Consider the following 17312-nt stretch of genomic DNA (forward strand, 5'->3'; position numbering starts at 1 on the left):
GAATGGAATTCTAAGTTGCCTCAGCAAGGCGTCAATATATTTTCTAAAATGAGCGCCCTGGCGCAAAAACATCAGGCGATTAAAGCAAAAAAAACGCTAATACGATCTACACCGGATGCATAGACTGTATTAGCGATATCATATGTATAGTACGTCAGTGCGATATTATGAATGACTCATCATCCATAATGATGTTCTATTTCACCAATTTCTTATACTTAATACGTTGTGGAGCCACATCTCCTAAGCGCTTCTTACGATTCTCTTCGTATTCTGTATAGTTACCTTCATAGAAATACACTTGCGAATCGCCCTCAAAAGCCAGAATATGTGTACAGATCCTATCCAAAAACCAGCGGTCGTGCGAGATGACGACAGCGCAACCGCCAAAGTTCTCCAAACCTTCTTCCAGCGCGCGCAGCGTATTCACATCAATATCGTTCGTCGGCTCATCCAGTAATAATACATTAGATCCTTTTTTCAAGGTAATCGCTAAATGCACACGGTTGCGCTCGCCACCAGATAGGACGCCAACTTTTTTCTGTTGATCCGCACCATTGAAGTTGAATTTTGACACATAAGCCCGAGAATTTATCGACTTCGTACCAAGATTAATGTTTTCGTTGCCGTCGGTAATGTTTTCCCAAACGGATTTTTCGGCATCAAGATCATGATGCATCTGGTCTACATAGCCTAAAGCTACCGTCTCGCCGACTTTGAACGTACCTGTATCTGGTTGCTCTTGACCGGTGATTAAGCGGAATAATGTCGTTTTACCAGCACCATTAGGACCTATAATACCAACGATACCTGCCGGCGGGAGTGAAAAGCTTAGGTTCTCAAACAAAATGCGGTCGCCGTACGACTTGGAAATTTGATCGGCTTCGATCACGACATTCCCCAAACGTGGGCCCGGCGGAATGAATAATTCCAATTTCGCTTCGCGATCCTGTGTTTCTTCCGAAGCCAGCTTCTCGTAATTATGTAGACGTGCTTTCGACTTGGCATGTCGTGCTTTAGGTGCCATGCGTACCCATTCGAGCTCGCGCTCCAAGGTTTTCTGACGCTTGGTTTCCTGTTTTTCTTCTTGTGCTAAGCGTTTCGCTTTCTGATCTAACCAAGATGAGTAATTTCCTTTCCAAGGAATACCTTCTCCCCGATCCAATTCTAAAATCCAACCTGCTACGTTATCTAAGAAGTATCGATCGTGCGTTACCGCGATCACCGTACCCTGATATTGTTTTAAATGCTGCTCTAACCAATCAATAGATTCGGCATCGAGGTGGTTGGTCGGCTCATCGAGTAGCAAAACGTCGGGTTCTTGCAACAACAAGCGACAAAGTGCCACACGACGTCGCTCTCCTCCTGACAAATTGGCAATCACCGCATCTGGATCAGGACAGCGAAGCGCATCCATAGCACGCTCCAATTTACTATCTAATTCCCACGCGTTCGTCGCATCAATTTTATCCTGCAACACGCCTTGGCGCTCCAGCAGTTTGTCCATTTCATCGGCATTTTCATAGACCTCTGGCAGACCAAATTTTTCGTTAATTTCCTCGTATTCAGCTAGCACAGCAACCGTATCTGCCACCCCTTCTTCTACGATTTGCCTAACCGTTTTATCGAGATCCAATTGCGGTTCTTGCTCGAGATATCCGACCGAATAACCCGGTGAAAACACGACCTCACCCTGTATAGATTTGTCCAATCCAGCGATAATTTTCAGCAAAGAGGACTTACCAGAACCATTTAAACCAATTACGCCAATTTTGGCGCCATAAAAGAATGATAAATAGATATTTTTGAGCACTTGCTTGGATGGTGGGTAGATCTTGGAAACCCCTGCCATCGAGAAGATTATTTTTTCGTCTGACATAGCAAAATTGTAACTTATTTCAGACAAATATAGGGATTTGAAGTCAATTACTGCCATTTTGATCGTCCTTGGTCGGTGGCGCGATTGTTGATAAATTTATTGAAACATTAACGTAAGTGTTATTTGTTATTTTACTTACATTTACGATAGCACAAAAATTAGAAAGGTTTATAGATGGAAGCTAAATTTTCACCACGAGTAAAGGATGTGATCTCGTATAGTCGGGAGGAAGCCTTGCGTCTTCGTCATGATTATATCGGTACGGAGCATCTTTTATTGGGATTGATACGTGAGGGGGATGGTGTAGCAATTCATGTTCTCAAAAACATTGGATTGGACATGGCCGCCGTGCGGGAATCCATAGAAGATGCCGTCAAAGGCTCTTCGATGTCACGCACACCTATTAGCAGTGTTCCGCTGACAAAGCAAGCAGAAAAAGTTCTTAAAGTCACGTATTTAGAAGCTAAAATCTTCAAAAGCGATATTATTGGGACAGAGCATTTGCTGTTGGCTATACTGCGCGACGAAGATAATATCGCCTCACAAATATTAAATAAACATCAGGTTACGTATGAGTTGTTCAAAAATGAATTGGCTCAAAACAAACCTGACATTACGAGCGAAGCAGCTGGCACACCTCCGGGTGATGATGACTTTGCAGAGGATGATGCACAATTTGCCCAACCGAAAAAGGTTTCGGACATTAAGTCCAAAACTCCGGTATTGGACAACTTTGGGCGTGACTTGACAAAGGCTGCAGAGGAAGGACGATTAGATCCAATTGTAGGCCGTGAGAAAGAGATCGAACGCGTATCTCAGATCTTATCGCGCCGCAAAAAGAACAATCCTATTCTTATTGGTGAGCCGGGTGTAGGTAAGTCGGCTATCGCCGAAGGATTGGCACTACGCATTGTACAGCGCAAGGTTTCGCGCGTGTTGTTTAACAAACGGGTCGTAACATTGGATTTGGCCTCGTTAGTAGCGGGCACCAAATACCGTGGCCAATTCGAAGAACGCATGAAAGCGGTGATGAATGAGTTGGAAAAATCACCAGATGTCATCTTGTTTATTGATGAGATTCACACGATTGTTGGTGCCGGTGGAGCTTCGGGCTCGCTCGATGCATCGAATATGTTCAAGCCTGCGTTAGCGCGTGGTGAGATCCAATGTATTGGTGCTACCACACTAGACGAATACCGTCAGTACATCGAAAAAGATGGTGCATTAGACCGTCGTTTTCAAAAAGTAACGGTCGAGCCCGCAAGTCACGACGAAACCATCGAGATCCTGAATCGTATTAAAGACAAATACGAAGAGCATCACAACGTCGTGTATACGGAAGAAGCGATCAACGCCTGCGTCTCATTGACTACGCGCTATATCACTGACCGTTTCTTGCCAGATAAGGCTATTGACGCGTTGGACGAAGCAGGCTCACGCGTGCACTTGACCAATATTCATGTACCACAAACCATCATTGATATCGAAGAAAAAATCGAAGAGGTGAAGGTCGAGAAGAATAAAGTAGTTCGCAGCCAGAAATACGAAGAAGCCGCAAAACTCCGTGATACCGAGAAAAAGCTCATCGAAGAATTGGAACGCGAAAAGGCGGCTTGGGAAGAAGAAACCAAAACAACACGCCACACCGTAACAGAAGACAATGTGGCTGAAGTGGTCGCAATGATGACTGGCATACCGGTACAACGCGTTAGCCAGACTGACAGTCAGAAATTGCTCAACATGGGCGAATCGATGAAAGGTCGCATCATTGGACAAGATGAAGCGGTACAAAAGCTGGTAAAAGCAATTCAGCGTACACGTGCCGGGTTGAAAGATCCGAAGAAACCAATTGGTTCATTCGTTTTCTTGGGCCCTACCGGTGTCGGTAAAACAGAATTGGCTAAAGAGCTCGCACGCTTTATGTTTGATACAGAAGACGCACTAATTCAAGTGGATATGAGTGAATACATGGAAAAATTCGCTGTATCCAGATTAGTAGGTGCGCCTCCAGGATATGTGGGTTATGAAGAAGGTGGTCAATTGACGGAGAAAGTGCGTCGTAAGCCATATGCTGTGGTGTTGTTGGATGAGATTGAGAAAGCACATCCCGATGTCTTCAATTTACTTTTACAAGTATTAGACGAAGGTCAGTTGACAGATAGTTTGGGGCGGAAAGTAGACTTTCGCAATACGATCATCATTATGACTTCCAATATTGGTGCTCGCCAACTGAAAGAATTTGGTCAAGGAGTTGGTTTTACTACCTCGGCAAAAGAAAATCAGGCAGATTCACACTCTCGTGGTGTGATTGAAACGGCGCTGAAAAGGGCATTTGCACCCGAGTTCTTAAATAGAATTGATGACGTCATCGTATTCAACTCCTTGATCAAGGAGCACATATTTAAGATCATCGATATCGAATTACGAGCCTTATTTGGAAGAATATCTGATCTTGGCCACACCATCGAACTATCTGACGATGCTAAAAATTATATTGCAGAGAAAGGATATGACACTAATTTTGGTGCTAGGCCTTTAAAAAGAGCAATTCAAAAGCACTTGGAAGATCCAATAGCCGAAGAGATCTTAAAAGATAATCTGAAAAGCGGAGACACCATCTTGGTAGAATTCGATAAGGAAAAATCGGAGATCGTAGTATCGGCAAAAACTATCAACACGCCAGAGGATGATGATGTAAAATCAGACAAACCGGGTAAGAAAAAGTAAGAATCCAGATATATATAAAGAGTGCTATTCGTAGCACTCTTTTTTATGGCAATATTTTTGTTAGATGTGTTTAAACCCTCAATCTACTTTGAGAGTCATACTCAAAAGACACCTATACTTAGATAACAATTAGCAATACATTTAAAACAAATAAAACATTATGAAAAGAATTCTATTAGCCCTAGTGATAGCCTCTGCTACTATGCTATCCTTCAACTCCTGTACTAAAGAGTATATCACGAATAATGAGTTTCTACCTGGAGTAAGTTTTTATGAAGATCTTCTTGGTGGCTCAGCTTGGAGACCCGTTAGTGTACAGCTAACTTGTTTGAGCAAACCATATCTATTCCAGAATTGAATGATGTAGTGTTTGAGGATGGTCATGTAAGTGTTTCAATCGGCACTAGAGCCAGCGATGGAATTCAAGAGTTTACCAATATTCCAAGTCCTGGACCTATTGGCGGATTTACTTACGGTGTACGTTACGGAATAGGACGAGTGATTATTACAGTTAGTTCTCCATCAGGGACAGTACCCGGTGCTCAAGTTGCAAAAATCGTTCTTACGACTGCTGATATAGGAAACTAATAAAATTTACCATTAGGCCCTATAAAATATTAACTATTATTAAAAAGGCCTTAAAATTGTCAATCGATAATTTTAAGGCCTTTTTATATGCCCCGACTTTTTTTGGACAGTAATAGGAATATTATTCTTCTCTTAAATTAGTATGAGTCGTTGATAAAAAACAAATAGCAAAAAAATGTGAAATATTAATATGATGATGCGTTGTAGGAAACAAATTTTAGCTACTTTGCGGTGTATACAATCATTCCAAGACCATCATTATTATGAGTACAATTAATTTTGAAACTGCAACATTTAAAGAATTCGAAAACATCCCAAACCACGATCTAGCCGCTACCACGAAGATTTTTAAAGAGTTCACTGATTACATGGAAACCAATGAACAGATGAATTTTCGCTTCATTACCCGTGGATCTGGACCAGAAGTTACGGTTACCTCCCCTTTCTTAAAAGAACCCACCTCTTGTATTAGCCTAGTGTCTAATGATTATTTAAATTTCACCCAACACCCGAAAGTCAAACAAGCAGCTATTGACGGTATTATGAAATATGGCACAGGAGCAGGAGCATCTCCACTCATCGGTGGCCATCATGAGTACCATGTAATGCTGGAAGATAAGTTATCAGCTTTTTTTGGCAAGCCAAAAGGTAGTAGTATCGTGTTCACGACTGGCTACACTGCTAATAGTGCCACATTGCTTGCACTATTGAAACCCGAGGACTGTGCCATTGTAGACATGGAAGTGCACGCTAGTGTGTATGAAGGTTTGTTAAATACCAACACTAAGCGCTTCCCACACAATAGCATGGTTCATCTAGAGCGAGCATTGGCAGACACCAAAGACACACATCGTACGCGCTTGGTTATTATTGATGGCGTCTATTCGCAAAACGGTGATTTGGCAAAATTAGATGAGATCAAAGCTTTAGTAAAAGCCTACGGAGCGTATCTTATGGTTGATGATGCGCACGGCATTGGAGTTATGGGCGAGAATGGACGTGGTGCCATTGAAGTATACGATGCTTTGCAAGATGTAGACATTATCGCTGGCACGCTTAGTAAAGCATTCGGCCATATCGGAGGCTTTATCATTGCTTCAACAGACACTGTAAACTATTTGCGTTATCAATCCAGACAGCAAGTCTTCTCCTCTACTTCTACGCCCGCCACGTACGGCCTACTCAAAGCAATTGATTTAATAGATGAGGAACCACAATGGCGTAAACAATTAGCAGATAATGTAGACTACTTCCGCAATGGTCTTTTGACACTAGGTGTTGATATAGGCACAAGTGCATCGCCTATCATCCCCATCAAGATCGGAGACCCACACCGCACCGCAACGGTAGCTCGCTTAATGTTACAAGCAGGAATTTATGCCAACTGTATAGTTTATCCCGGCGTTGCGAAAAAAGACGCCAGAATTCGCACTAGCTTGATGGCAACACACACTAAGGCACATTTAGATCATACTCTGAACGTGCTGGAAGACATAGGAAAGAAAATTAGCTTGCAAAAATTACGCTAAATGAGTTTATTTCTTTTCGAATACGGATATAAATAACTAGTTTTGAACAGGTAGACAAGTAATAATGGCGAAACAACAAAGAAAAACTTACCGCGGCGTAAAAAACGATAAAGAGCGGACAATGGGAAAGCTCGTCCAAGCTGTCGGAGCAGTTCTCGAAGAAAAAGGCTACACTGGACTAACTATTGCGAATATCTCTAGGAAAGCTGGCGTAGATAGAAAATTAGTAACCTTATATTTTGGTTCGGTAGAAAACCTAGTAGAAACCTATATAAAAGACAAAGATTATTGGGTTGCCGCTACTGTGGGCGCTATGGAATACTTTGGCCAAGCTCCTAAGGAAGGGTCGAAAGGATTCTTAGAATCGCTATTGACTAATCAGATGAGAGAGTTTGCTAGTAACCAAGAGATGCAGAAGGTAGTATTATGGCAGATAAGCGAAAATAGCGACATCATGTCAAAAGTTACCCAAGAGCGTGAAAAAATGAGCGCCTTGTTCTTTGCTTTTGCCGATAGAGAGATCGGACCTGATCAACTAGATTTGCGCGCAATTACTAGCGTCTTGGTGGCCGGAATCTACTATTTGGTTTTACATTCTAAAAACACAGACAGTTTATTCTGTGAGATTGATCTCACGACCGAAGAAGGTATGAAACGTATTGAGGATGCTGTAAAGCTCATACTAAAATGGACGTATGACAGTGTAGATATTATTCCTCCCGGATCATCAGCTAAATAAACGCAGCTAACACCGACGTCAAAAAATTGATGTTCGCACAGCACACATATTTAGCGAATTCAGTATAAAAAAAGGGTTGATTTCACTCGTGAAATCAACCCTTTTTTTATCTTTCCAACATAGATATAAACTTACCTACTTATTTATTAGGTTATGGTGGTATCTATTTATTGCTTAAGACCGCTTTCATGAATTGAGCATCTGAAGGAGTGACAGCAGATCTAAAACGATGTATCAGTTTTCCATTTTCGTTTATCACAAATTTTTCAAAATTCCATTTGATATCACCCGTAAAATCTGGGTTTTCGGCTGATGTCAAATATTTAAACAATGGTATAGCTTTCTCTCCTTTCACATCTACTTTTTCCGACAGGATAAATGTTACGCCATAATTTTCTTCGCAGAAAGCTTGAATAGCATTATTCTCTTCTAGCTCTTGGCCTCCAAAGTTATCGGATGGAAACCCTATGATCACTAATTGATCACCGTGCTGCTCATGAAGCGCCTGCAAATCCTTGTACTGCTTAGTAAAACCGCATTTGGAAGCCGTATTTACTAATACCAAGGTTTTGCCTTTGAAAGACGAAAGCTGGATCTCTTTACCATCAATCGTGTTGATGCTATAATCGTAAACGCCATTATTCATCGGCATCAGCATCGTAAAAACCATTAACAACTGCAACATATAAACTATTTTAAGTGAAATCTATCTATTCAAATTCGGCGCCAAAATTACCAACCGTTAGCGCATTATCCATTTCGCGCTGAATGACGAAGTCAAAAAGTGGTTTGATCGGACTTTTCAATATCCGTCCCACATTCACGCCATGCAGTTCGCATACATCTCGCAGCTGCATGTCAAAATGGAAGGCTACGCGCCCCACGAAATTACATTCATGCTCGGCATAACTAGGGTAAGTCATTATATGAGTACGTACAAATTCGTCAAATCCATTTCGTAACAAAGTATCGATATACGGATTCAATCTATTTTGATCCATAAATGGAACAAAAGAGGCCAGATAAGCATTTGGGCGATCTTTTTGGTATACGTTTTTGACGACGACTTCTTTGGTGACATGGTACTGTTCTTCGAATAGTTTAGCCACATCTCTTGGCATTGTTCCGTACAAAAAATCCATAATCAATTGCTTTCCAAACCAAGCGCCCGAGCCCTCATCGCCCAACACATAGCCATTACCATGCAAACTCGCTGAAAGGTACTCACCGTCGAAAAAACTCATATCAGATCCGGTGCCTATATTGCACACAATGCCTGGCTGCGTACCTAAAGTAGCATAAGCTGTGCCCATCAATTCTGTTTCTACAGCAATAAAAGCATCCGGAAAAATGGCGGACAATGCATTAGAGACGATTTCTCTCCGATCAGGCGTAGAACAACCTGCACCAAAAAAATAAACTTCATGCACCTCCGATATATAAGGATGATTTCGGGCACCTCACCTAGTACACGAGCGATCTCCTTCTCACTTACAAAATATGGATTTAATCCTTTCGTACGAAAAGACAAAGGATCGCTATCTGGAAGATGCAACATCCATTCCGAACTCGACGACCCACTATCTGCTACTAAAATCATAATTTATCACTCCTATTCACTACTTCAAATATACTATTATTCTTCCGATTTTGTTTTGGAAGTAAGTAAAGCGGTTTCGATAATCTGGCTATAAAAGTCGGTTTCCGTCATACCAAACGCGCGGACCTGCTGCGGGATAAAACTCTGCGCAGTTTGCCCGGGAGTGGTATTGATCTCTATGAAATAAAACCGACCAGTTTCTTTCTGTAAAAAGAAGTCGACACGTACCATGCCACGACAATTCAACTTATGATACACATCTTTTATTATGCGAGTACTAAGCGCATCTTGTTCTTCAGTAAGATCAGCAGGTGTGATTTCCTCCGTCAATCCGGGGATATATTTTGCTTCGTAATCGAAAAACTCTCTGCTGGTTTTCACTTCTGTAGCAGGCAGCACCACTAGATCACCGGCTAAATTACGAAATATGCCACGCGAAAACTCGCGACCTTCAATAAATTCTTCGACCAACACTTGCTGGCCTGTATGCGCGGCATCATATGCTTTCGCTATGGCGGCTTCTAATTCATCTAAAGCTTTGACTTTCGTCATTCCAATACTGCTCCCTCCAGCGTTGGGTTTTACAAAAAACGGCAAAGCTAATTTATCCTTCACCTGCTGCACGGCGGTTAGGCGATCTGCCGCGAAGAGCAGTACTGAATCAGCGAGATAAAGCTGCGGAATACCCGCTAGCACTGCCTTTGTATAGCCTTTGTTCATCGTCAGTGCCGACGTGAGCGCATCGCAACTTGTATACGGCAAACCGATCATGTCAAAATAGCCTTGCAATCGCCCATCTTCACCAGGGCTTCCGTGCAAAACGATGAATGCAAGATCAAAGGTAATTTGATGATCGTCTATCGACAAGGAGAAATCATGCCTATTCACATCAAATTTCACCCCGGCATCGTTTACATAAAACCATTGATCGCGCATGATCGATATTGGATACACTTCGTAGCGCTCTGTATCTAATTTTGAATGTACAAATGCAGAGCTTTTGAAAGAGACGGCTGCTTCTTCGGTATACCCGCCCGTGATAAGGGCAATTTTTGTTTTCATATAAAATTGTCTGACCTGTCCTGTTTTGGCTAACAAATATAGTTACTTTCGCCTCACATTATCGCACGAATAGTTTTACCACGATCAAAGAGAATACAAACAGACATAATGGCGTGAAATAAAGATTATCGTGGTACGCAAAGGTCGTATCTTTCACCTGTTTGAACAGACCCACATACTGAAAATCTCCAACTGCTCTGGCAAGAAATATGAATGCAATGATTACCCACACAATCCTTTCCAACAACAATGACATAAATTTCGATACTGCCATCGTATTAAGCAATAGCAAGGCGGCGAAAAACAATCCAACCAACACACAATCACTAAATCCCGGCGCCAAGAGGGGAACGCCATTTTGCGTAGTAGGAATAGCAAGCTGCTTTGCCCACACACCTCCAAATGCCCAGTAAAAATGTATTGCTCCAATACCAGCAAAAATCAGTGTTAAGAGCGCCTTAGAAAGCTGCACCATACTCAAGGTTTTTTTTATAAATAAGCTACAAAATACAAAATTATCAGTCGCAATTGCTCATTTATCCCTGTTCATCAATATAATTTGACACTGAGGGATTTTGCACGCAAAAATCGCTTACCTGATGTGAGGTTATCGACAAAAAAGCCAACACTGCAATTCAATCATACGACAAGACAGGTTTATGTATATATTTGTACGGTATTTGTATAATTATATTTTTTTAAAAAAGTAGCCACAGCTATATACATCATACGTTATCGCAAACTAGATATCACAGCAAGATATATGTCAAAATTTTTTCTCTACCTAAGAACTGATACCTTCCGCAAAAATCTGATTTACGCCCTTGTCGGTGTGATCGCATTGTTTATAATCCTCTACATAGGTTTACGGGTCTATACCAAGCATGGTGATCGCCAAGAAGTACCTGTACTAAAAGGTTTGCATATCAGCGAGGCAATTGCACTATTAGATAAAGTAGGATTAGAATATCAGGTAGACTCTATTTATCAATTGGATGCGCGGCCAGGCTTGGTGATTGAGCAAGATCCAGAACCCGCATCAGCCGTCAAAGGCGGACGAACCATCTATCTGACCATTATCACGCAAAGCGCGCCGGAAATCGCTTTCCCAGAAGTTACAGACAAAACCTTGATCGAAGCAATGTCCATCATTAAAAATCACTCCTTAAAATTGGGTGATACGACCTACGTTAATGATATCGCTCGCGATGTAGTTCTTGACGCTACATTTGGCGGTCAGCCAATTACCGCCGGACGCATGATTCCAAAAGGATCTCGGATTAATTTGGTATTGGGCAATGGTCGTGGCAACGACCAAGTGAACATCCCTGAATTAGTCGGACTACCATATAGCGAGGCAGAATTCGCGCTACGTGGATTGGGCCTAGTAGTAGGAAGTATTAGCTTTGCTGATGGATCAAGAGATACCGTAAACGGAACTGTCGTGGAACAAACGCCAGATATATCCGCTCAATTTATTCCGTTGGGCGCTGCCGTACATTTAAAACTGTCGAACTCAGTAGTTCCAACTACCAACGAATAGCTCCACCTGCCATGCAAGAAGTTCAATCAGAGAAAAAAAGAAGAAGCGTATGGATTCCTGTCGGAATCATATTCATTGTTATTGCCCTGATCATATCATGGTTAGGCTATTTAGCCGTATTGGCTCCTACGGTGCAGACGGATGCCGACTATTTCTATGTACACAGTGACGATACGTACGAAAAGGTGATGCAACGCATCAAAGAGGAAAATATCGTTCGCAACTACACCATCTTTGAATACATGGCTAAAGCCATGGATCTACCAGAAAACATCAATCCCGGTCGGTATCGTTTGGATTCGGAGATGAACAATCGTCGACTGATTGGCAATCTGCGCGGTGGATATCAGGAAGCCGTAAAATTTAGATTTCAAAATGTACGATTAAAGGAAAACTTTGCCGGTTTGTTAGGCCAAAGTTTTGAGGCCGATTCGATCGAGTTCTTGAATATACTCAAAGACGCAAAAACCGCAGAGAAATATGGCTTTACCACCGATAATTTCTTTTCGATGTTTATCCCAAACACGTATGAGATCTATTGGAATACCAATCCAGAAAAGATTATGGCACGCTTTCATACCGAGTACACCAACTTTTGGAATGCAGAGCGCAAATCAAAAGCAGATGCCTTGGGCATGACCACACAAGAAGTAAGTACATTGGCAGCCATCGTAAAAGGTGAAGCAATGCATATAGATGAGATGCCTGCGATTGCAGGTTTGTACATCAATCGTTTACAGCGTGGCATGCTTCTACAAGCAGATCCAACCGTGATCTTTGCTAATAATGACTTCACCATTCGTCGGGTCTTAAACCGTCATCTCACTATTGATAATCCGTATAACACCTATCGCTTTAAAGGCTTGCCGCCAGGACCAATTATGATGCCAAGCATCGCCGCTATAGATGCCGTGCTCAATCACAAGCAGCACGATTATATCTATATGTGTGCTAAAGATGATTTTAGCGGATACCATTTGTTTGCCAAAACGATGGCAGAACATCTGGTCAATGCACGCAAATTTCAGCGCGCTCTAGACGAGAGGAACATCAAGCGATAGAATAGGCTGCGTACTGGCTTCTTTTGTCATTTCGCTTAATTAATTTTAACTTCGCCAATATGTTTGTATTTGAAAACAAAATACGTGTTCGCTATGCCGAGACCGATCAGATGGGATACATGTATTATGGTAATTATGCTACGTATTACGAAGTCGCCCGCACCGATATGCTACGAAGTACTGGTATTTCCTACAAAGAACTCGAAGCCATGGGCGTGATGATGCCCGTGATCGAAATGCAAACCAGGTACTTACAACCTGCAAAATATGACGATTTGATCACCATCAAAACTACGATTCGGGAAATGCCGAACGTACGGATCTGCTTCGAGTACGAACTCTTTAATGAGGCCGGCATATTGCTGAATACTGGTAAAACGTTGCTCGTTTTTGTCGATATGGCCAAGAACAAACCTTGTCGCGCACCAGCCGTATTCACGGAAAAAATAAAACACTATTTCTCCTAAAATGAAAAAAGTCCACCATAGACTTTTAAATGTAAGAATCTACGATAACTTCATCGAATGGACTAAGAGTGCTGTATTGCCAGGGTTTGGCTCGTTGCCATTGTATACGGTTTTTGCCTTTTTCTTTCAAGAGATAGCGCGCGAATCCATTCTGAATAAGGCCTCTTCCCTAGCCTACAACTTTATGCTGGCTATTTTTCCGGGCATTATCTTTCTATTCACGCTCATTCCATATATTCCAGTCGATAATTTTCAAGATCAATTGATGGAACTCATGCAGGTAGCGATGCCATACAGTGCGTACGAATTTCTAGAAGTTACCCTTAATGATATTATTAAAAGACAAAACACCGGTTTACTATCAGTAGGTTTTGTCTTATGTACATTCTTCGCTACGAATGGCATGACCACGTTGATGATGACTTTTAATAAATCTTCCCTTTCCAAAGAAGACCGTAGTTGGGGGCAGAAACGCATCGTAGCATTAGCATTGTCCGTTGCTATCGTACTAGCATTGGCCATTGGTATATTCTTGTACGCTGGCGCCAACTTTTTGATTAATTACCTTAAAAATACAATCGATTACGATCTAAATTACTTTTGGAGATTTCTGATCAAGTTTGTACAGTGGCTATTTATGTTCGGGATCTACTTTTTCACCGTCAGCTTGGTCTATAAATTTGGGCCAAGCCGTAGTAGAAGATGGAAGTTTTTCACGCCAGGTGCTACGCTTGCCACCGTGCTGGCTATTTTATCTTTTTCAGGATTCGCTTATTATATAAACCAGTTTGGTACGTACAATAAGTTGTATGGATCTATCGGTACATTGATCGTGATGATGATATGGATGTACCTTAATGCACTGATTCTGATTGTCGGATTCGAACTCAATGCCAGCATCGCCTTGTCCAAGCAAAGCATCAAAATTGTGCGTCCACGCACCTACAACTCCTTCAAGTCCGATACCACACAAAAGTAGAAGCAGGATTATCAATATAGCCTTTCACTTTTCCTTAATCTTTTTTCTACATAAATAGTTGTATATAAAAGTTTTTTGTACTTTTGCAGTCTCTGCAACGCAGGGAAAAGGAGAAAATTAATTAATGGCAAAAAAACAAGAAGCAGAAAAAGAGTTAGCGGCGAAAAACGCAGAGCTACAAGGTGCTGACACTAAAGTAGTGAAAGACACTGAAACCATCGAGTCTGAAGCAGATTCAAACCTAATCAACGAGATCAAATCTAGTTCACTAAGCACCCCGGAAGGTGACTTTGACTGGGATTTCGATGAAAAAGCCTTCGGTAACTACAGCGAGGCTGAGCGTACGAAACTAGAAGAGCAGTACGCTGGTACATTCAATCAAATTAACCAAGGTGAAATTATTGAAGGTACTGTAGTATCTATCAATAACAAAGACGTGGTATTGAATGTTGGATTTAAATCTGATGGTTTAGTAGCACTTTCTGAGTTCCGCGACCTTCCTGAATTGAAAGTTGGCGACAATGTTGACGTATTTGTTGAATCGCAAGAAGATGCAAACGGTCAATTAGTATTGTCACGCAAACGTGCTAAGACACAAAGATCTTGGGAAGCAATCAACGAAGCTTTGGAAAATGATGCAATCATTGATGGTTTCGTGAAATCACGTACCAAAGGTGGTTTGATCGTGGACATTAAAGGTGTAGAAGCTTTCTTACCAGGTTCACAGATCGACATCAAGCCTATTCGCGATTACGATATCTATGTAGGTAAAACAATGGAATTCAAAGTGGTTAAAATCAACCACGAATTCAAAAACGTTGTCGTATCTCACAAAGTATTGATCGAAGATGATTTGGAAAACCAAAAATCAGAGATCGTTGCGAAATTGGAAAAAGGTCAAGTATTGGAAGGTACTGTTAAAAATATCACTGACTTCGGTGTATTCATCGATTTGGGTGGTGTTGATGGTCTACTTCACATTACAGATATTTCTTGGGGTCGTATCGAGCATCCAAGAGAAGTTCTTGCATTGGATCAAACAATCAACGTGGTTGTTCTTGATTTTGATGATGAGAAAAAACGTATCGCTCTAGGTCTAAAACAACTTTCTGAGCACCCTTGGGAATCTTTGAGCACTGATCTTGAGATCGGTTCTAAAGTAAAAGGTAAAATCGTAACTGTTGCAGATTACGGTGCTTTCCTTGAAATCATCCCTGGCGTTGAAGGATTGATCCACGTATCAGAAATGTCTTGGTCTCAAAACCTACGTTCTCCACAAGAGTTCTTGAAAGTAGGTGACGAAATTGAAGCACAAATCTTGACTTTGGATCGCGAAGACCGCAAGATGAGCTTAGGTATCAAACAATTGACTCCAGATCCATGGCAAAACATCGCTGAGCGTTACCCAATCGGGTCTAAAGTGAAAGCGGCTGTTAAAAACATGACTAACTTCGGTGTATTCGTTGAATTAGAAGATGGTATCGATGGTTTGATCCACATCTCTGACCTTTCTTGGTCTAAAAAAATCAACCACCCGAACGAATTCACTAAAGTAGGTGAAGAACTAGAGGTTGTTGTATTAGAGCTTGACGAAGAAAACCGCAAATTGTCTCTAGGTCACAAACAATTGGAAGAAAACCCTTGGGATACTTTCGAAACTATCTTTACTGAAGGTTCACTTCACGAAGGTACTGTGATCAAAGTTGGTGACAAAGGTGATATCGTTGCACTTCAATATGGTGTAGAAGGATTCTGTCCATCGAAACATGCTGTTAAAGAAGACGGTACTGTATTGAAAGTTGACGAAACTAACGAGTTCAAAATCATTGAGTTCAACAAAGAAAACAAGCGTTTGGTAATTTCTCACTCTCGTATCTGGGAAGACAAGAAATCTGAAGCTCGTGTAGAAGAATTCAACGCACGTAAGAAAGAGGCAAAAGCTGCCAACACTGCTGTGAAAAAAGTGAAGGATTCTGTTGAGAAATCTACTCTAGGAGATCTAGGTGTATTGGCTCAGTTGAAACAACAAATGGAAGGCGACGAGAAAAACTCTAAATAGTTTTTGATCGTAACTGATTCATTTTAAATACTCAAACCCTCCGCATAGCGGAGGGTTTTTTGTTATATTCGTGTAATGCTAACTCATAATTCCTTACAGCATATGCACGATACACCTCCAATCATCGATATTCCCGAACTACACCTACTTATAGCACAAGGCAAACCTGTTGTGTTGATTGATGCAACTATCGACAAAGTCAATCAACGTATTGATTCAAAGGATTCCGTTCCAGAACTAATTCCTGACTCTGTCTTTATGGATCTGGAAGAGAAATTTTCAGATCATAGCAATCCTTTACCGCATACGATGGTCGACGATGCAACGTTTGAACGGGAAGCCCGCGCGATGGGTATCAATCAAGACTCCATTTTAGTTATTTACGATCGTTGGGGAATATATTCCAGTCCGAGAGCTTGGTGGATGTTTCGTTCAATGGGACATGAGAACACATTTGTATTGCAAGGTGGATTACCCGCTTGGAAAGAACAGCATCTTCCCGTGGTATCCAAGCATCAATCAACCCGTACCATCGCAACTGGCAACTTCGTTGTCCATCCGCAACCCTATTTTTGGAAAAGCAAAACCGATCTTTTAAAAGGGCTGGAAGAAAATGATACAACTATTATCGACGCGCGCAACGCTAACCGCTATGGAGGAAAGAGCCCAGAGCCGCGTGCTGGCTTACGATCTGGCCATATTCCTAGCTCGCACAATCTGCCCTTTGATGAAGTCCTTTCAGGCACACGTTACAAGACTGTGCCTGAATTACAGAAGATCTTCGAGCCCTTTATCGACGACAAATCCGTTGTCTTTAGCTGTGGCTCTGGTATTACTGCCGCTATCATTGCCCTAGCAGCATACCAAATAGGTTTCGATCATCTCGCTATTTATGATGGTTCGTGGGCTGAATGGGGTGCGGATGAAAATCTGCCGATTGAGAAGGAATAATACATAGCAGAATTTTTCCGGCGGTAACCTTCCGAGTTTCAGCCTACCAATACGAGACCGTTGACTGTCTAATAGCTGAATTAGAGTCTATTTTCAATAGATCTTCTTACTGGTAGTATGGAGATCAT

Annotated in this window: 16 protein-coding genes; 11 read left to right on the plus strand and 5 right to left on the minus strand. The window is 41.7% G+C overall.

Annotation, left to right across the window (positions count from 1 at the left end):
- Positions 1–196: 196 nt before the first annotated feature.
- Positions 197–1879, minus strand: coding sequence for an energy-dependent translational throttle protein EttA (gene ettA, locus A0125_RS14165; RefSeq protein ID WP_066757730.1), 1683 nt, complete (start codon positions 1877–1879; stop codon positions 197–199).
- A gap of 174 nt (positions 1880–2053) precedes the next feature.
- Here ettA and A0125_RS14170 point away from each other — a divergent pair, with 174 nt between their 5' ends.
- From A0125_RS14170 to A0125_RS14185, 5 genes are all read left to right on the plus strand, one after another.
- The gene (locus tag A0125_RS14170; protein WP_066757733.1) at positions 2054–4606 is read left to right on the plus strand and encodes an ATP-dependent Clp protease ATP-binding subunit; all 2553 of its coding nucleotides are present in this window, start codon (positions 2054–2056) and stop codon (positions 4604–4606) included.
- A 160-nt stretch (positions 4607–4766) separates the two neighbouring features.
- A complete protein-coding gene (locus A0125_RS15655) occupies positions 4767–4964 on the plus strand; it encodes a hypothetical protein (RefSeq protein WP_156472565.1) in 198 nt (65 codons plus the stop codon).
- Positions 4931–5194 (plus strand): hypothetical protein, encoded by a 264-nt coding sequence (locus A0125_RS14175; RefSeq protein WP_066757736.1) that lies wholly within the window; start codon positions 4931–4933, stop codon positions 5192–5194. The genes A0125_RS15655 and A0125_RS14175 overlap by 34 nt, the downstream gene beginning before the upstream one ends.
- Before the next feature lie 263 nt (positions 5195–5457).
- A complete protein-coding gene (locus A0125_RS14180; protein WP_066757737.1) occupies positions 5458–6723 on the plus strand; it encodes an aminotransferase class I/II-fold pyridoxal phosphate-dependent enzyme in 1266 nt (421 codons plus the stop codon).
- Between the two features lie 64 nt (positions 6724–6787).
- A complete protein-coding gene (locus tag A0125_RS14185; RefSeq protein WP_066757739.1) occupies positions 6788–7462 on the plus strand; it encodes a TetR/AcrR family transcriptional regulator in 675 nt (224 codons plus the stop codon).
- 163 nt (positions 7463–7625) lie between these two features.
- Here A0125_RS14185 and A0125_RS14190 read toward each other — a convergent pair whose 3' ends face one another.
- The 4 genes from A0125_RS14190 to A0125_RS14205 all read right to left on the minus strand — a co-directional run bounded on the left by A0125_RS14190 (position 7626) and on the right by A0125_RS14205 (position 10599).
- Positions 7626–8147, minus strand: coding sequence for a glutathione peroxidase (locus tag A0125_RS14190; RefSeq protein ID WP_066757744.1), 522 nt, complete (start codon positions 8145–8147; stop codon positions 7626–7628).
- Between the two features lie 25 nt (positions 8148–8172).
- Positions 8173–8892 carry an N-acetylglucosamine kinase gene (locus A0125_RS14195; RefSeq protein ID WP_231863237.1) on the minus strand — a complete coding sequence of 240 codons (720 nt, stop codon included), beginning with the start codon at positions 8890–8892 and terminating at the stop codon, positions 8173–8175.
- Positions 8893–9098: 206 nt separating this feature from the next.
- On the minus strand, positions 9099–10124 hold the full coding sequence (locus tag A0125_RS14200) for a D-alanine--D-alanine ligase family protein (protein WP_066757746.1): 1026 nt from the start codon (positions 10122–10124) through the stop codon (positions 9099–9101).
- Between the two features lie 58 nt (positions 10125–10182).
- The gene (locus A0125_RS14205; protein ID WP_066757748.1) at positions 10183–10599 is read right to left on the minus strand and encodes a DUF3995 domain-containing protein; all 417 of its coding nucleotides are present in this window, start codon (positions 10597–10599) and stop codon (positions 10183–10185) included.
- Positions 10600–10887: 288 nt separating this feature from the next.
- Between A0125_RS14205 and A0125_RS14210 the strand changes: the two genes are divergently transcribed.
- The 6 genes from A0125_RS14210 to A0125_RS14235 all read left to right on the plus strand — a co-directional run bounded on the left by A0125_RS14210 (position 10888) and on the right by A0125_RS14235 (position 17184).
- Positions 10888–11667 carry a PASTA domain-containing protein gene (locus A0125_RS14210; protein ID WP_066757750.1) on the plus strand — a complete coding sequence of 260 codons (780 nt, stop codon included), beginning with the start codon at positions 10888–10890 and terminating at the stop codon, positions 11665–11667.
- 11 nt (positions 11668–11678) lie between these two features.
- Positions 11679–12728: an endolytic transglycosylase MltG gene (gene mltG / locus A0125_RS14215; RefSeq protein ID WP_066757753.1), complete on the plus strand. Its 1050-nt coding sequence runs from the start codon at positions 11679–11681 to the stop codon at positions 12726–12728.
- A 59-nt stretch (positions 12729–12787) separates the two neighbouring features.
- Positions 12788–13195 carry an acyl-CoA thioesterase gene (locus A0125_RS14220; protein WP_066757755.1) on the plus strand — a complete coding sequence of 136 codons (408 nt, stop codon included), beginning with the start codon at positions 12788–12790 and terminating at the stop codon, positions 13193–13195.
- A 1-nt stretch (position 13196) separates the two neighbouring features.
- On the plus strand, positions 13197–14174 hold the full coding sequence (locus A0125_RS14225) for a YihY/virulence factor BrkB family protein (RefSeq protein WP_066757757.1): 978 nt from the start codon (positions 13197–13199) through the stop codon (positions 14172–14174).
- Positions 14175–14298: 124 nt separating this feature from the next.
- Positions 14299–16233: a 30S ribosomal protein S1 gene (gene rpsA / locus A0125_RS14230; protein WP_066757759.1), complete on the plus strand. Its 1935-nt coding sequence runs from the start codon at positions 14299–14301 to the stop codon at positions 16231–16233.
- A gap of 102 nt (positions 16234–16335) precedes the next feature.
- Positions 16336–17184, plus strand: a complete 849-nt coding sequence (locus tag A0125_RS14235; RefSeq protein ID WP_066757760.1) for a sulfurtransferase — start codon at positions 16336–16338, stop codon at positions 17182–17184.
- Positions 17185–17312 lie beyond the last annotated feature (128 nt).

Origin of the sequence: Sphingobacterium populi, assembly GCF_001586775.1 — a bacterium.
Classification (GTDB): domain Bacteria; phylum Bacteroidota; class Bacteroidia; order Sphingobacteriales; family Sphingobacteriaceae; genus Sphingobacterium; species Sphingobacterium populi.

Bases quoted from the DNA above. Each gene is read 5' to 3' on its own strand.
- A0125_RS14200 (WP_066757746.1), bottom strand. From the start codon at position 10,124: ATGAAAACAAAAATTGCCCTTATCACGGGCGGGTATACCGAAGAAGCA.
- A0125_RS14205 (WP_066757748.1), bottom strand. From the start codon at position 10,599: ATGGTGCAGCTTTCTAAGGCGCTCTTAACACTGATTTTTGCTGGTATT.
- A0125_RS14210 (WP_066757750.1), top strand. From the start codon at position 10,888: ATGTCAAAATTTTTTCTCTACCTAAGAACTGATACCTTCCGCAAAAAT.
- A0125_RS14225 (WP_066757757.1), top strand. From the start codon at position 13,197: ATGAAAAAAGTCCACCATAGACTTTTAAATGTAAGAATCTACGATAAC.
- A0125_RS14185 (WP_066757739.1), top strand. From the start codon at position 6,788: ATGGCGAAACAACAAAGAAAAACTTACCGCGGCGTAAAAAACGATAAA.
- A0125_RS14170 (WP_066757733.1), top strand. From the start codon at position 2,054: ATGGAAGCTAAATTTTCACCACGAGTAAAGGATGTGATCTCGTATAGT.
- A0125_RS14190 (WP_066757744.1), bottom strand. From the start codon at position 8,147: ATGTTGCAGTTGTTAATGGTTTTTACGATGCTGATGCCGATGAATAAT.
- ettA (WP_066757730.1), bottom strand. From the start codon at position 1,879: ATGTCAGACGAAAAAATAATCTTCTCGATGGCAGGGGTTTCCAAGATC.
- mltG (WP_066757753.1), top strand. From the start codon at position 11,679: ATGCAAGAAGTTCAATCAGAGAAAAAAAGAAGAAGCGTATGGATTCCT.
- A0125_RS14180 (WP_066757737.1), top strand. From the start codon at position 5,458: ATGAGTACAATTAATTTTGAAACTGCAACATTTAAAGAATTCGAAAAC.
- rpsA (WP_066757759.1), top strand. From the start codon at position 14,299: ATGGCAAAAAAACAAGAAGCAGAAAAAGAGTTAGCGGCGAAAAACGCA.
- A0125_RS14235 (WP_066757760.1), top strand. From the start codon at position 16,336: ATGCACGATACACCTCCAATCATCGATATTCCCGAACTACACCTACTT.
- A0125_RS14220 (WP_066757755.1), top strand. From the start codon at position 12,788: ATGTTTGTATTTGAAAACAAAATACGTGTTCGCTATGCCGAGACCGAT.
- A0125_RS15655 (WP_156472565.1), top strand. From the start codon at position 4,767: ATGAAAAGAATTCTATTAGCCCTAGTGATAGCCTCTGCTACTATGCTA.